General features: G+C 49.0%; 12 protein-coding genes. 1 reads left to right on the top strand and 11 read right to left on the bottom strand.

What is annotated here, in order from left to right; all coding sequences use genetic code 11:
- Positions 1–32: 32 nt before the first annotated feature.
- Positions 33–1,118: a TlpA disulfide reductase family protein gene (locus M2134_RS05310; protein ID WP_280751430.1), complete on the bottom strand. Its 1,086-nt coding sequence runs from the start codon at positions 1,116–1,118 to the stop codon at positions 33–35.
- Between the two features lie 18 nt (positions 1,119–1,136).
- Positions 1,137–2,306, bottom strand: coding sequence for a C1 family peptidase (locus M2134_RS05305; RefSeq protein ID WP_280751431.1), 1,170 nt, complete (start codon positions 2,304–2,306; stop codon positions 1,137–1,139).
- A gap of 204 nt (positions 2,307–2,510) precedes the next feature.
- Between M2134_RS05305 and M2134_RS05300 the strand changes: the two genes are divergently transcribed.
- A complete protein-coding gene (locus M2134_RS05300; RefSeq protein WP_280751509.1) occupies positions 2,511–2,774 on the top strand; it encodes a tetratricopeptide repeat protein in 264 nt (87 codons plus the stop codon).
- Here the strand turns inward: M2134_RS05300 and M2134_RS05295 are convergent.
- The 9 genes from M2134_RS05295 to truB form a co-directional block, all read right to left on the bottom strand.
- Entirely contained in the window at positions 2,771–4,528 is a 1,758-nt protein-coding gene (locus M2134_RS05295; protein ID WP_280751432.1) for a TonB-dependent receptor, read from the bottom strand. The genes M2134_RS05300 and M2134_RS05295 overlap by 4 nt on opposite strands.
- Before the next feature lie 7 nt (positions 4,529–4,535).
- On the bottom strand, positions 4,536–7,535 hold the full coding sequence (locus M2134_RS05290) for a tetratricopeptide repeat protein (protein WP_280751433.1): 3,000 nt from the start codon (positions 7,533–7,535) through the stop codon (positions 4,536–4,538).
- A 346-nt stretch (positions 7,536–7,881) separates the two neighbouring features.
- Entirely contained in the window at positions 7,882–9,201 is a 1,320-nt protein-coding gene (locus M2134_RS05285) for a TldD/PmbA family protein (protein ID WP_280751434.1), read from the bottom strand.
- Between the two features lies 1 nt (position 9,202).
- Positions 9,203–10,735 carry a TldD/PmbA family protein gene (locus tag M2134_RS05280; protein ID WP_280751435.1) on the bottom strand — a complete coding sequence of 511 codons (1,533 nt, stop codon included), beginning with the start codon at positions 10,733–10,735 and terminating at the stop codon, positions 9,203–9,205.
- A 34-nt stretch (positions 10,736–10,769) separates the two neighbouring features.
- The gene (locus tag M2134_RS05275) at positions 10,770–11,993 is read right to left on the bottom strand and encodes an anaerobic sulfatase-maturation protein (protein ID WP_280751436.1); all 1,224 of its coding nucleotides are present in this window, start codon (positions 11,991–11,993) and stop codon (positions 10,770–10,772) included.
- 162 nt (positions 11,994–12,155) lie between these two features.
- A complete protein-coding gene (locus M2134_RS05270) occupies positions 12,156–12,740 on the bottom strand; it encodes a hypothetical protein (protein ID WP_280751437.1) in 585 nt (194 codons plus the stop codon).
- A 136-nt stretch (positions 12,741–12,876) separates the two neighbouring features.
- Positions 12,877–13,344, bottom strand: coding sequence for a 2-amino-4-hydroxy-6-hydroxymethyldihydropteridine diphosphokinase (folK, locus tag M2134_RS05265; protein ID WP_280751438.1), 468 nt, complete (start codon positions 13,342–13,344; stop codon positions 12,877–12,879).
- Between the two features lie 4 nt (positions 13,345–13,348).
- Positions 13,349–14,401 carry a tRNA preQ1(34) S-adenosylmethionine ribosyltransferase-isomerase QueA gene (gene queA, locus M2134_RS05260; protein WP_280751439.1) on the bottom strand — a complete coding sequence of 351 codons (1,053 nt, stop codon included), beginning with the start codon at positions 14,399–14,401 and terminating at the stop codon, positions 13,349–13,351.
- A gap of 30 nt (positions 14,402–14,431) precedes the next feature.
- Positions 14,432–15,154: a tRNA pseudouridine(55) synthase TruB gene (gene truB, locus M2134_RS05255; protein ID WP_280751440.1), complete on the bottom strand. Its 723-nt coding sequence runs from the start codon at positions 15,152–15,154 to the stop codon at positions 14,432–14,434.
- Positions 15,155–15,160 lie beyond the last annotated feature (6 nt).

Genomic DNA, 15,160 nt, shown 5'->3' with positions numbered 1-15,160 from the left:
TTTCTTTGAGGGGGTTCTCCTCTCTCTCTCTCTTATTTTCCTTCCATTGCTTCGGCGACTGCGTTTTTCAGGGCTTCGCCGCGAAGGTTACGCTTCACGATCTTGCCGTCGGGGCCGAACAGGATGATATGCGGGATGCCGCTGACGCCATACAGGTCTGTCGGGATGCTTTGCGCGTTGAGGATCTGTGGCCAGGTGATGTCATGCTTGGGAATCGCCTCTTTGGTCTTTTCCAATTCGTCCCATACGGCTACGCCAAGCACTTCAAACTTATCACCTTTATACTTATTATATACCTCGGCGATGATCGGCGTTTCCTGAATACAGGGACCACACCAGCTTGCCCAGAAATCAACCAATACATACTTGCCCTTGCCTACATAGTCCGACAGGGAAACCTTACCGCCCTCTTCCGTTTCGATGGTGAAGTCCACGAAAGGCATGCCTTCGGCGGTTTTCTTTAATGCCTCATTCTGCGTGATGACCCGCTTGATTGCTTTTGTTTCTGCCAACCAGGGACCAACCTGCGGGATCAATTCTTCCAACTCCGCGGGTTCAGCCATATTGGAATATTCAATAAAGGCTCGGTAACCTACCGGGTTGTCGCTATTGGCTAAGAAATAATCTTTGATTTTGCCTAAGTAGACCGCGCGGAACTCATCCTGGAAATAGGCCTGTATGCGTTCTTGCTGCTCTTTCTGGTCAGCCACCTCTTCGCGGATCTCCGCTACCTTTGCCTGATAGCTCTTGATCATCGTATTGATCTCTTCCGTCATTGCGTTGAACTTCGTATTAAGCGGTGTCGTGGGTGAACCCAGATGTGTTTCGAAATCCAGATCAATCGTTCCGTTTTCGAGGATGAAATTAACATAGTTGGTACGTTCCACGTCGATGCGTGCCATGATCGGCTGGTCGATAGTTCCTGTAAAGACAAAGTTCTGCCCCTCAATAGTCGTTGAGTCTACGTTGGTGCTTTCGTCGTAAGAACGGATATAAATCATTTTCCCGTCGAACGAAGCATCGGGTAATGTGCCTTTTACCTCATACGATTTGGGCGTTTGTGTACAACCAGCTAAAAGGGTTGCGGCAACAGCAAGTAATAAATAACTGCGTTTCATTTTCATTTTGTTATGTATTTATAAATGTAATTTCGCTTTGATCTGCTTGGGAATCGCATCCTTATGTACCAGGATGAAAATGGTTTTGGCGCGTACGAAGCTTTCCGACATATTCAGGTAACCACCGAAGCGGTTGCGCTCTGTTCCCCAGGAGTTCTTGGTGATATAATAAGGTGTGCCGTTCTGGTCTTTCACCAGACCGGTGATATGCATCAGGTGGTCGTCGGTAGTCACAAACGACTCATAGCCTTGTTGACGGATCTCCGGCGTCACCTTCACCTCGGGGCAGGGGCTTTCAAACTTATAAGCCTCCTCCTGGCGTTGACCCGGGTTCATCTGTTCGAAGCGGGCACGGTCGGTTCCTGCGTAGTTGTCTACCTGCATGATGTCCGGATTGATCGCTACGCCGTTGACATGAGAGAATCCCTTTTCGCTTACATCGCCATCCCAACCAATCGTATAACCCTGTTTCAATGAGTAGTTCATGATCTCGATCAGTTCATCCAACGGTACGTTGTAGATCCGTTCATGTTCCCAGTTATCGGGCACTTCGATTTCGAAATGAGCATAATAGGGATGATGCGTATAGCTGCCAATCTCTACATAATCGTCGAGATTCAATCCCAGCGAAGCGGTAAACGATTGCGGCGTATACTCTTTTCCTTTGTATGTAAACTTTTCGGGCTTTTCACCCAGGTAGGTATCAAACAGGTGATTCACCAGTTTATAATATTCCGGACTCCGCTTTTTCATATCGATCGCCGGTTTGGCAATGGCCTCCATGAAACGAACCATTTCGCTATGGTTATGCAACTCACTGCCGTAGTTTAGTCCGCGATATACCTCTTCCGGCACAATGCCTACCTGACGGAAAGCACGGAGCGCCGTATGGGCAAGGCTTCCCTGGCTGATATTGCCATGGCCGCGGCGCAGGTAGTTGTCTTCCAACTGATTCATATACTTCTGGCGAACCAGGTACATCTCCGAGAGGTCGTATTCTCCTTTTCCCATGCGGAGCAGTTCCGCTTCCAGGAAAGAGACTGTAGCAAAGCACCAGCAGGTACCGGTAGCTGCCTGATTTTTCACCGGTGTGGCCGGCAAACGCACGATGTCTGTGAACTGATAACCCTGTCCGAAAGCGAGGCATGCAGACAAAATAAATGTGAAGGTAAGAAATGTTTTCTTCATGATCTTAATCTGTGTTTTGTGTTAGGTGTTTCTATTTTCCGCGATAAATATACGGACATTCAACGGAAATCAGTGTAATTCATCCGAAAAACAATATTTACTTAACGGCATATGAAGCCAATACGCAGATAGCGTAATAGAAAAACAGAAGCCTACTTTCGTAATTATTTCGTAGTTTTATGCAGTAAATAGTCAAAAGAGATGATGGAAGAGATCAAACAATTAATATATACCGGTCGGGTAGCAGAGGCAATCGAACAGCTCGACCGCTACCTGGAAACGAACGAAACCTCGGATGAGGCATGGTATCTAAGAGGCAATGCCTACCGCAAGTTGGGAGACTCGCGGCAGGCATTGAACAGTTACCTGCGGGCTATGGAACTGAATCCGGATAGCCCGGCTGTGCAGGCGCATAATATGCTAATCGATATCCTTAATTTCTACAATAAGGATATGTATAATCATTAGAAATTGATATTAAACCCACCCATCAGGTTGAATCCCTGCATGGGATAACCGGCATAGAGCTCATACTTCTGAAATAAGAGGTTGTTGAGCTTTACGTACAGTCCAAAGGTATCATTGATCGCGTAGGTGCCGGTGAAGTTGAGATCGTTCAGGTTCTTCATCTTCTCATCGCCAAATGCGGGACCGATGTAACGTCCTGTCTGTAGGTTATAATCCAACGCCAGGGTCAGCTTCTCTATCGGGCGAAGTGTGAAGTTGGCTGCGAATTCAAAGCCGGGAGCGCCGTACGCTTTGTGTTCCACTTCATTTCCTTCGGCATCTTCTGTGGTGACCTTCCAGTTGTTATACACCCCTTTCAAGCCCACCTCGAACAGGTTCTGATAAGCATATTTCAGAGAGGCACCAAACAGGAAGTGCTTAGCATCCGGCATAAACAGCGTCATCGCCTGGCCGAAGTCTCTGCCGTAGAGTCCGGTCGGGATAAAGAAGCAGTTGTAGTCGGTGATCTGGTATCCGCCGAACACATCAAACCAGAAGCCCGGGGCTACGCCACTTTTGATACCCACCATGGCATCCAATAGATTGTAGGACTTTGGTCCGGTGCTCCAGGGGTTGGCATAGCGGTTGACCCGTGAGAGTTCAAACAGGCTGTTGTTGCGCACGTGTCCACCGGCTTTGGCATAGAACTGGGTCTTATCGCCTATCTCCACATCGAAAGCTACATTGGGAGCGACACGGATCATGTCGAAATCGCCGGTGTTGAACATGATATGAGCACCCAACAATAAATGCCAGCGGCCTCCTTCCACCTGATAATAGGGGGAGATGGTGCCGACCAGGTAATTATTATAAGCCGAGTCGAGCGGTGAGCTATAGAAAAAATAGTTCATATTCGCCCGTACACCCACCTGCTGGGAGGTGGCGACGGGGGCAAAGAAGTCGACCGTTCCCTGTAGGCTGTTTTCGGTGACGCCGTCAATGGCTTTCTGATAGGCATACTTCTGGGAGAAGTTGGTATAACTCAGGTCTATCTTATAGCCTAAATTAGTAGCTCCGGGATTGGTAGCCAAACCGAGGTTGGCACCAAAACTCTGGTGCGTCTGGTTGGTTTCGCGATCACCGTAGGGCGACACCAAATCATCACCCTCATGCTCATCCCCGCTTACAATAGGGGAAGGATAGATGCCGAAGTAATTGAAAGCGCTGTATCCGTAATGCCCACCCAAAGTCAGGGTATGGCGATCGAACACATGGCGGAAGTTAATGCCTCCCAGGTTATCGTTCAGTTTGGCTTTGATCTTTTCATCATCCATCCACTCCTGCACATACTTGATCTTCCCGTTCGACGAACGATGTGAGAAGAATATATTCAACTGATCCTTGGGGGTACTCAGGATATGATAACCCACATCGCCACTCAGGTTGGTATAATTGCCTGCACCGAAGTTGAGGTAGCCGCGACGTTTGTTGTATTCCATCGCGGTGGCAACGTTTCCGGAGGGGAGCAGTGTCACCTCTTTGGCGGGAAAGCCGGGAATGGTCGTAGCCGAATAATCGATAGGGATCTTCCGTATTTCCGGTTCTTTCACCTTAGGCAGGCTATTCACCTTATTGGCGTCCTGCACCGTTGGGTCATATTCGCGCTCGAGTGTCATCTCCCGGTTGAGGTTTGCCTCTTCCTGGGCGTTCGCATGGAAAGAAGCCAATACAAATGTGATGGCACAAATGGCTTTTATATACTTCGTTGTTTTCATCCTCTTCTTACTCTTTGATTTTTTGTAAACGATCTTCTATCATGCCGGCAATATCGTCATTGCCTTTGTAATTGTTATTTAAGCTGTTCAGGTAGACCCGTGCCTGTACGTTATCGCCCTGGCGGATATAGATGTCTGCCCAAAGGATAAAGCCGCGTGCCAGCCAGTATTGGTGCGGGGTGCCGTTCGTGGCGAAATCATCCAACAGTTCGATGGCTTTCGCGTCTTCGTTGGTGTCGTAATAGAGCTGTGCCAACAGGTATTTGGCTTCTGCTCCGTAGGCGGTGCGGGTGTCGCGGCTTACCTCACGGAGGTCGTCCATCGCGGCTGTCGCTTTGCCTGCTTTCAGATTGGCTTTGGCACGAATATAGCGCGCCTCGGCAATCAGTTCGGGCGAGAGCTTAGCCTCTTTCAACAGTTCGCTGGCGGCAATCAGGGCATCCTGCGATTGGTTGGTGTAATAGGCCGAGCGCATCACACCCACCTTGGCAGCCTCTTTATTGACCGGATTCTCGGCAAAGAGTTGCAGTTGCTTGAATGTTTCCAGGGCATCGCCATAGCGTTCACCGATATACTCGATCTCTGCCTTGCGGGCAAGCGATTCTTCGCGGAAATTGGTATCGCCGCTATCCAACACACGGGTAAAATAGCTGTGTGCTTCGTTGTATTCTTTATTTCTGAAAGCGATATTTCCCAGGTAGTAGTTGGCATTGGAACTGAAGGCTCCACCCGGGAATGTTTGCAGATAGTTGGTCAGGCTGCGGCGTGCTCCGTCGTAATCGTTACGCATAAAGAGGCGTTCGGCAGCCAGGTAGGTGAGTGAATCCTGCTCGCTTACTTCGATGCGGACGCTTCCGCCCAGCGAATTTACATATTGTGTATAGGCATTGATATCGTTCAGTTCGATATAAACCGAACGCAGGTCGTTCAACGCCACGCGGGCCTCTTCGCTTCCCGGGTAACGGCTGATCACCTTTTTGTAGGCATCGGCAGCCTTTTGCGGTTGGTCTGTATTGAAATGGATCAAGCCCAGTTGCACGCCTGCCTTGCGCGACAAGCTACTGTTGGGGAATTGATTCATCAAAGATTCGAAGGAAGCGACCGCCTGGCTGTGTTCATTCAATAAGACATACGAGCGTCCCTTTTCGTATAAAGCATCGTCGACATACTGGGATTCCGGGAATTCACGGATGATACGATCCATTTCGCGTATCTTTCCGCGGTAGTCTTTCTGCAATCCCAACACATATCCCTTCTGATAAACCGAATAATCACCGGCTGAAGGCAATGCCTGAGCCGCCCGGTTGTAGTTGGCTTCCGCTTCAGCAAACTGGCGGTTCTGGAACAGACAGTCGCCGATCCGGTTGAAGGCATCGGCATAGGTGGCCGCCTGCTGGTTGCTTTCCAGTTGTGTATATTGGCGGAAGGTTGCCAATGCTTCGTGATAATTCTTTTGTTTGAAGTAGCCGTAGGCCATATTATAATGAGCCAGGGCATACATCTCCGTATTGCGTTGGCGGCTGTTATTGGTATACGTGCGGTAGTCCGTGATGGATTGCTGGTAGCGTTCCAAGCGATAATAGGATTCTCCGCGCCAGAAATAGGCCTCGTTACGTGCTTCAGGGTTCTGGTTCCCCATATCGATGGCCCGCGTGAAGTAGCGGATCGCCTCTTCTGTTTTTACGTTTGTAAAGGCCTGTGTGCCGAGTTGCAACAGGATATCCTGTTTGGCTTCCAGTATCTTACTGCTCGGTTGCTTGATCTTCTCGATCGAGGTCAAGGCCGCTTCGTAGTTCTTGGTGGTCAGATAAACCTCCACTAAGTAGTCGTTTACCTTATCAGCATAACGCGAATTGGGGAAATCATTCAGAAAATCTTCGAATATACTAACCGATTCGCCAAACCCGGTGAAGTTGGTTTCGTGAATAAGCAGGGCGTAATTGTAGAGGGCTACTTCGCGGATCTGCTCGTTGAACGGGGCGGTAGCCGCCGCTTCGAACGCCATACGGGCATTGTTCTTATCCTTTTGTTTCAGATAGGCCTGCCCGAGATAGAGGTAGGCATTCTGGGTCAGTTCGTCGTTTTCGCTCACTACCCGTCCTAAAGAACGGACAGCCTGGTTCTGATCTCCTTTGTTAAAGTAGCAGACACCCAGGATATACAGATCGCCCCGCTTGGGAGAGGTCGCCGCCGCTACATATTTACTCAAACGATCGATGGCTTTCTCTTCATTGCCTGTGTTGTAATAGGAGTTACCCAGCATGCGATACACCTCGGCATTGTTCTCATTGCCGGGATATAAAGAGAGCATCTCTTCGCCTTCCTGTATGACCCGTTCATATTTATTCTGGATAAAATTGATTTGGGTGATATAGTAAAGCGATTGCTCCTCGTAGGCTTTGAAATTGCGTAAGCGGGCAAATTCCTGCAAGGCATTGTCGTAATTACCTTCGGCATAGTCGATATAGGCCACGTAATAGGCTGCTGCCTCCCGGTAGGTAGACCCTATCTGCCGGATGCGGTTGAAGTAACCCTTCGCGGTGCCTCTGTCGCCTGTTTGCAATAAGGAGTAGGCTAAGCGGAACGAATAGGCCTCTTGCTGTTTCGCGCTGAGCATATCGATATTCGATTCGCGCAGCCAGAAAAGCGCTTTCTGATACTCTTCTTTCCCAAAGTGAACCGAACCGATCATGAAATTGATCTCATCCGCATGGCGCGTGTCGGGATAGGTGTCCAGAAAATCCTTTAATACCAGATCGGCCTCTCCACGTCCTTGCTGAAAAAAGGCAGAGGCGATCATGTAGTCAGCCTCCTGACGGCTGTCGGTGTCGATAGGTTGCTGCTTGAAAGCCTGAAGCTTATCGATCGCTCCCGCGTAGTTTTTCAACTCAAACAACTCTTTCCCTTCAATAAACAAACGATTGGGTGATTCGAACTGATAGGTTCGCTGCCCGATGGCCCCATGGGAGGCCAGGATCAGGCATAATGGAATAAGTAATTTTCTCATCACTGCTTAAGCTTTTTTGTACTAATACCTAACAATAGTAACTTTCTGTCAATAACAATTTTCAGTCAATAGCCACTCCCAATCAAAGTCCGCAAGGACTTCTATGTGGATAACCCCGTGCAAGCCGTTAGGCGCAGCTCGGGGTACTACCGGTCTCACAACAACCCCGTAGCGGGTTGAACCCACTTCGGGGTTCAGCGAGAGGAGCTATCTACTCCCCCGGGTTGACCCCCGGGGTTATCCAAATGAAAGTCCTTCCGGACTTTGACTGAACCGAAGGTCGTCGCTCACGGCAATAGTTACTTAACAATACTACGTGTTGCGGACAAAGATAGTGGATTGTTTGCTACAATCCACTAAAATCCACATCCTTAAATAATATAGACGGAATTTTCCAGCTTGTATTGTGTCGCGGGTCATTTCCTATCTCCAGGATATTATTGCACAAGGTCAGGATATTTCCGGTGATATTCATTTCGGAAACCGGTTGCGCTATTTTTCCGTTTTCGATCAGGAAGCCTTCGATCCCATACGAGAAATCGCCGGTCGAACTATTGCTGTTGCCGCCATTGAAGCCGGTCACCAGAACCCCTTTGTCCATATTTCGGATGATTCCCTCTTTGTCTTTCGTGCCTAAAGGCATGGTGATGATCGAGGGACCCGATATGGTCGGATCGACTCCCATCTTATTGGCGTTATAGGTATCGATGAAATAGGTTTTCAACACCCCGTTTTCAATGATCGGCATACGTCGGGTGGCAATGCCTTCCCCATCGAAATAGCGAGCACCGAAGGCACGCATCTGATGCGGCTCGTCTAAGAGGGTGAGGTTTTCCCCGGCCACTTTTTGTTGGAGCTTATCCAATAGGAATGAATTCTTCTGTTGGATAGCAGAGCCAGACATAGCGCTGATAAGCGGAGAGATCAATCGGCTGATATTGAGGTTATCGACAAGCATCGCGTATTTGCCCGACGCCACCTTACGTTGTCCCAGCTTTTGCAATACGCGCTCTAAGGCGGTGGTTCCTATCCCTTGCTTTTGCAGGGTGTCGAAATAGAGCGAAGAGTCCGACCAATAGGATTCGGGACGGGCTTCTCCTTCTCCGTGGATGCTGACACCGGCCGACAGGTGGTAGTAAGAAGAGGAGTTCTCCCCTTCAAAACCATTGCTGGCTACCCGGTAAGAGGCCTCTTTCCCATCTCCATATGAGGTATTGACGGAGATGATACGCGAATCCTTTCCCATGATCTCATCACAGGCCTTCATCGCCAGCTCCACTTTGCTGTCGGGGTCTATCGAGTCGAACCGGGCATCAAACAATTGAAGATCCGGCTCTCCCCCTTTGTAATAACGCGAAGGATCGGGCAGGGTGCGCGCTTTGTCTTCCGCCAGGAAGCGGGTGGCCTCGATGCCCCCTTTGATAAATGTTTCCAGTTCTTTCTTGTCCAGGCGATTGGTGGAGTAGCTCCCATAACGTCCGTCGACAAACAACTGGATACTCATACTGTTTTCCGATGCCTGTTGCAGGCGGTCGATCTTCCGGTCGCGCACCTCGAACGAGGAGTTCGATCCATAATAAATACTGATGCGCGAGGCCTGACATCCGTTCTTCAGGGCATATTCCATCGCCCATTGTGCCAATTTCTTATTTTCTTCCGTTATCATATTAGCTTTCTCCTCCTACCGTTAGTTTACTTACAAGGGCCGATGGCATACCGCAGGTCACCGGACAGCTTTGTCCGTCCTTGCCGCAGCTCCAGGTGCCGTTGTCCATCTTATAGTTATTGCCTACCATCGTCATGTCGGCCAACGCTTTCGGTCCGTTACCGATGATATTGATATCTTTGATCGGCTGTGTCAATTTGCCGTCTTCGATCAGGTAACCGTCTTTCACAAAGAAGGTGAAGTCGCCGGCACCGATCTGTACCTGTCCGTTGGTGAAGTTGGCGGCGTAGATACCGTTTTTCACCGTCGAGATAATCTCCTCTTCCGATACATTACCCGCCTCCATATAGGTGGCGCGCATACGCGGTATCGGCATGTGGCGGAACGACTCCCGGCGACCGTTACCCGTCGAGGCAATGCCGTAATGTTTCGCGCTGATGCGGTCGTGCAGGTAGCTGGTCAATACCCCTTCGTGTACGATATAGGTCTTTTGTCCGTCAACCCCTTCGTCGTCGATATTCACCGAACCGCGATTGAACGGAATCGTACCATCATCGACCACATTGATGTTCGCATTGCATATTTTCTTATTCAACTGGCTGGAGAATATAGAGGTGTTCTTGCGGTTGAAGTCGGCCTCGAAGGCATGCCCGATCGCTTCATGCAACAGGATACCCGATCCTCCGGCACCCATCACCACCGGCATCTCGCCTCCCTTCGGCTTGATGGCCTGGAACAGGATAGAGGTCTTTTCCACCGCCTCTTGCGCCATGGTGTCGATCAGCTCATCGGTCAGAAACTCTCTGCCCATGCGGAAGGCACGCGTGGCGTATGAGTTTTCCACCTTCTCGCCCTCCTGCATGACACACATCGCCATCATCGTCACCATCGGACGGTAATCGTAATACATCAATCCTTCCGAGTTGCAGAACAGAATATGTGAGGTGCTATCGCCGAAGGAGGCACGCACCTTGATCACCCGATTGTCTAAGGCAAAGACCTTATCATTCAGCTTCTGCAGATAGGGCATTTTCTCCTGGATAGCGATCTCGTCCCAGGCTGTTTTTACCTGATAATAATTATGGGCAATAGCCTTCTCCGTCAGATCGGCTGGCGCTTTGGCGCTGATCGTGCCCGTCGCGATACGGGCAGCCGTGCGAGCCGCCGTCAGCATCTCCTCCAGCGTGACATTTTCGACATAGGCATATCCGGTCTGATCACCGGCTAATACGCGTACCCCCATGCCGAAGTCGATATTGGAATGGGCGGAGTTGACCGCGCCATCCTGCAAACTGATATTATTACTGAACGAATGCTCAAAGAAAAGATCCGCGTAATCGCCTCCCTTTTCCAGTGCAGCCGTTAATACTTTTCGCAAATCACTCTCTGTTACTCCAAAATGCGCCAGGGCATAAGGAATACTCACCGCCTGATTGATGGCACCCGACGAAAGGGTCTCACCCAATAGCGAGGGTGCGGCTAATGATCCAAGCATCACCATTCCTCCTGTTTTAATAAATTCACGTCTTCTCATTATCTTATTGTTATCAATTATCAATTATCAATTATCAATTATCAATTAGCATCACATTCGCCGGAGGCCTCCCTGCCAGTATCTCTCTCTTCATGAAATCCATATAGGGAGCCACATGGGCAAAAAACTTTTTATATCCTTTACAAAGATAGTTCAATCCCGGTTCACCCGCTGCCGTGTGCAGGAAACGATTCTTCGGACACTCTCCATTACAGGCGAACAGATAGTCGCATGCCCGACATTCTCCGGGAAGCGTCGCCTGTTTGTTGTCGCCGAAAGCGATCTGCCGAGGGCTGTACATCATCTCAGTCAAGCTATGCGTATGGATATTCCCCAATTTGTATTCCGGGAATACATAATGGTCGCAGGCATACAGATCGCCATTGAATTCCATCACTCCGGCATGTCCGCATCGCTGAGCCATCGTGCATACGCCCGGCTCTTCGCCCACCCAGTTGGCCAGGGTCGCATCGAATAACTGTACAAAATAGGTGCCAACATCTTCTTTCACCCATTCGTCGAACAGTGCACAGAGAAAAGCGCCCCATTTCTCGCTGTCGACGCTAAAAGGAGCCAATCGTATCGCCGCGTCTTGCTCTTCGGGCGTCGTCAGGTGAGTGCCGTCATGGTGCAAGGCCACGCGCTCCACGATCGGGGCGAACTGGATATACCGGCAATCCATCTCTTTGAAGAAGTGGTAGAACTCCAACGGATAATCGACATTGTAATCGTTGACCACCGCCATCGCGTTGTATTCCACCCCATGTTTTTTCAACAGATCGATCCCTTTCCTCACCTTGAAGTAAGAGGGAAGCCCCTGCCGGTTGCGGCGGTATTCGTCGTGAAACTCCTGCGGCCCGTCGATCGAGATGCCTACCAGGAAATTATTTTCTTTGAAAAAACGGCACCACTCGTCAGTGAGCAAGGTTCCATTGGTCTGAATACAGTTATCGATCTGGCGGCCACCGCCATATTTTTTCTGTAGTTCGAGTGCTTTGCGGTAAAAGCTGATGGGGCGCATGAGCGGCTCCCCACCATGCCAGGTGAACAGAACCTGCGGCACGGTCTGGCACGCCAGATACTCCCGGACGAACTTCTCCAGGAGCTGTTCCGACATGATGTGATTCTTGATGTCCGGATACAACCTGCCCTTTTCCAGGTAGTAGCAATAGTCGCAAGCCAGGTTACAGACAGAACCAACCGGCTTAACCATCACATACACAGGTCTGGCAAATGGCGCAATAAACGAATTATTCATCCATACGAGGTTTCACGCTTTTATAATCAGACAGGAATCAGAAAGCCGAATCTGTATCCGGCTCTCATCACCTAATCCCCATCCTATACAAAGGTATGGTTTTCTGCGTAAACTCGTAAAAAGAAGAGGGATTTAAAGAAGATTTAGAAGTTGTTTTGAATTTTATTGTATGCCATTCTCATCCAAAACGATCGTAACCAGGGAATGGGTTGCATATCCTTTTGTTTCGACCGGCGCAATCGAGGATATCTCTTTCCCTTCAAACTCTATGCGCTTACAGATGGCATAAGAACAAGCCGGTTCTTGTTTCTTTTTGGGGATCTCCCAGTAAGAAACAATTTCATGTACCTCTTCATCGCCAAATAACCCCGGATATTTCAATTTGTAAGTAAGTGTTTTCATTTCCGGGCAATCATCCGCGGGAAGATAAAAATAGGAGGTAAAATAAGCATGGCCATCAATCCATGTGGAACGAAATACGGGCTGATTGACATCACTCCCTGAAAAGTTATAGATGTCATTATTCCAATTGTTACATGGCGCTGAAATAATAATATCCAATTCGTATATGGAGCCATCATTCAAAGGAGTGTTTTTTACTATAAAATCATTTCCCGAAGAATCGATGAAGTTAAAGAATAGATTGTATCCTATCTCTTCCGGCTCATGATCTCCCAAACAAGAGGATAGCTGAAACGCTGTTGTGATCAACAAGGCTATCAAACAGATTGACTTAACTGGTTTCATATTAAAACAGGTTTTATTTGTTAATGTATAAATTCGTGATGGTTTTTAGCCTTTTCAATATTTTATTATTGAATTATGTTGGTAAAAATAGATATTTTTTATTAAAAAGCAATTTCTTTTGTTTGGTTCCCCTGGATTATACCCCTCTGCAATCCGCCATTATCTCCTCCATGGTTTTGTGCAGGATGGGGTGTATGGCTTCGGGGGCGATCTCTGCCAGGGGCTGCATAACGAAAAGGCGTTTGTGCATATGCGGGTGGGGGATGGTCAATGTGTCGGTTTGCATGATAAGGTCGTCATACATCAGGATGTCGATATCGATGATGCGGTCGTGGTAGGTGCCGTGGCTCTTCTCGATGCGTCCCATTTCGATCTCGATCAGGCGGGTGGCGTTGAGCAATTCCTCGGGCGTAAGCTTGGTGACCACTATCAACGCCGCGTTTAGGAAGGAGTTGTCCGACTCGAACCCCCAGGGTTCGGTCTCATACATAGACGAAAGGGCGAGAATATCTCCCGCCCTTTCGGCCAATAAACCGGTTGCCTCAGTTAGGTTCCCGCGTTTATTTCCTATATTGGTTCCTATGCTTAGAAAGGCAATGGCCATCGTGTTAGTCAACAATCAGCATGGCGTCGCCATAAGCGCCAAAACGATATTTCTCTTTGATAGCCTCTTTATAGGCTTGCATAATCAGGTCGTATCCTCCGAAAGAGGCAGTCATCATCAACAGGGTAGATAATGGCAGGTGGAAATTGGTGATCATGCAGTTTGCTACCTTGAAGTCGTAAGGCGGGAAAATAAACTTATTGGTCCATCCTTCAAACTCTTTCAGGTGACCATCGGTGCTGACGGCTGTTTCGATGGCACGCATAACAGAAGTGCCTACGGCGCAGATACGGTGTCCGCCATCAATGCCTTTGTTTACGACATCAACCACCTCGCTGTTGATATTCATTTGCTCGGAATCCATTTTATGCTTGGTCAGATCTTCCACATCGATATCGCGGAAGTTGCCCAGTCCGGAGTGAACCGTTAGGAAAGCGAACTTACAGTCTTTGATCTCCAGGCGCTTCATCAGTTCGCGGCTGAAATGCAGACCGGCAGCCGGAGCGACCACAGCGCCCTCTTCCGTAGCAAAAATATTCTGGTAACGCTCTTCATCTTCCGGCTCGACAGCACGCTCGATGTATTTAGGCAGTGGCGTCTCGCCCAGTGCGTAGAGTGAGTTTTTGAAATCATCGTGATTCCCGTCATACAAAAAGCGCAAGGTACGTCCGCGCGAAGTGGTGTTGTCGATCACTTCCGCTACCATGGAGTCGTCTTCGCCGAAATAGAGCTTGTTGCCGATGCGTATCTTACGTGCCGGATCGACCAATACATCCCATAAGCGAAGTTCCGGATTGAGCTCGCGCAACAGGAATACTTCGATGCGCGCCCCTGTCTTTTCTTTATTGCCGTAGAGGCGGGCAGGAAACACTTTGGTGTTGTTGAAGATAAACACATCACCGGCATCAAAGTAGGCAAGCATATCTTTGAAGTTGAGGTGCTCAAACTCCCCGTTTTTACGATGAACCACCATCATACGCGCTTCGTCTCTGTTTTTGGTCGGATGCAAAGCGATCAGTTCTTGCGGCAGGTCAAATTTGAATTTTGAAAGTTTCATACCATTCTATTTTAGTTACTTTTATTTTTATCATTCCGTATCGGGTATGCCCGTTTTCTCTTCAACAGATACATGTTCGTCCAGGTAGGCGTCGATCTCCTCTACCGGCATACAGTCAGCCAGGGTTACCTCCCCTATGCGTGTGCGTTCCAGGCCGATCAGGTGTGCCCCCGATTGAAGTGCCTCGCCAATGTCGCGTGCCAACGCCCGGATGTATGTGCCTTTGCTGCACACGATACGGATCGTAATCATCGGCAGTTCACAGGCCAACAGTTCGATCTCGTCGATCACCAGCGTCTTGGCTTTCAGTTCCACCTCGCGTCCCTTCCGCGCCAGTTTATAGGCACGCTTGCCATCGACCTTACAGGCGGAATACACCGGTGGCACCTGCTGGATCGTGCCCACAAACGACTGAAGCACCTCCTCTATCTTTTCGCGGGTGATATGTTCGGTCGGGTATTCGGCATCGACCTCCGTCTCCAGGTCGAAGGAGGGGGTTGTCGCTCCCAGCTTTACCGTGGCTACATATTCTTTGGTCTGGTATTGAAATTCATCAATACGCTTAGTCGCCCTTCCGGTACATACGATCATCACACCTGTCGCCAGCGGATCCAATGTGCCGGCATGTCCGACCTTTATTTTCTTAATATTTAATTTTCGCGAAAGCTTATAGCGAAATTTATTAACCAAATCAAAAGAAGTCCACCCATAGGGTTTATTCAAAAAAATTACCTCCCCAGTTATGAAATCCATTTAATG

Origin of the sequence: Parabacteroides sp. PM6-13 (assembly GCF_029892605.1) — a bacterium.
GTDB lineage: Bacteria > Bacteroidota > Bacteroidia > Bacteroidales > Tannerellaceae > QVMG01.
This window is presented reverse-complemented; position numbering and strand designations above follow the sequence as displayed.

Excerpts from the sequence above, each read along its gene's own strand:
- M2134_RS05300 (WP_280751509.1), top strand. The coding sequence starts at position 2,511 with ATGGAAGAGATCAAACAATTAATATATACCGGTCGGGTAGCAGAGGCA.
- M2134_RS05290 (WP_280751433.1), bottom strand. The coding sequence starts at position 7,535 with ATGAGAAAATTACTTATTCCATTATGCCTGATCCTGGCCTCCCATGGG.
- M2134_RS05280 (WP_280751435.1), bottom strand. The coding sequence starts at position 10,735 with ATGAGAAGACGTGAATTTATTAAAACAGGAGGAATGGTGATGCTTGGA.
- queA (WP_280751439.1), bottom strand. The coding sequence starts at position 14,401 with ATGAAACTTTCAAAATTCAAATTTGACCTGCCGCAAGAACTGATCGCT.
- M2134_RS05275 (WP_280751436.1), bottom strand. The coding sequence starts at position 11,993 with ATGAATAATTCGTTTATTGCGCCATTTGCCAGACCTGTGTATGTGATG.
- M2134_RS05270 (WP_280751437.1), bottom strand. The coding sequence starts at position 12,740 with ATGAAACCAGTTAAGTCAATCTGTTTGATAGCCTTGTTGATCACAACA.
- folK (WP_280751438.1), bottom strand. The coding sequence starts at position 13,344 with ATGGCCATTGCCTTTCTAAGCATAGGAACCAATATAGGAAATAAACGC.
- M2134_RS05285 (WP_280751434.1), bottom strand. The coding sequence starts at position 9,201 with ATGATAACGGAAGAAAATAAGAAATTGGCACAATGGGCGATGGAATAT.
- M2134_RS05310 (WP_280751430.1), bottom strand. The coding sequence starts at position 1,118 with ATGAAACGCAGTTATTTATTACTTGCTGTTGCCGCAACCCTTTTAGCT.
- truB (WP_280751440.1), bottom strand. The coding sequence starts at position 15,154 with ATGGATTTCATAACTGGGGAGGTAATTTTTTTGAATAAACCCTATGGG.
- M2134_RS05295 (WP_280751432.1), bottom strand. The coding sequence starts at position 4,528 with ATGAAAACAACGAAGTATATAAAAGCCATTTGTGCCATCACATTTGTA.
- M2134_RS05305 (WP_280751431.1), bottom strand. The coding sequence starts at position 2,306 with ATGAAGAAAACATTTCTTACCTTCACATTTATTTTGTCTGCATGCCTC.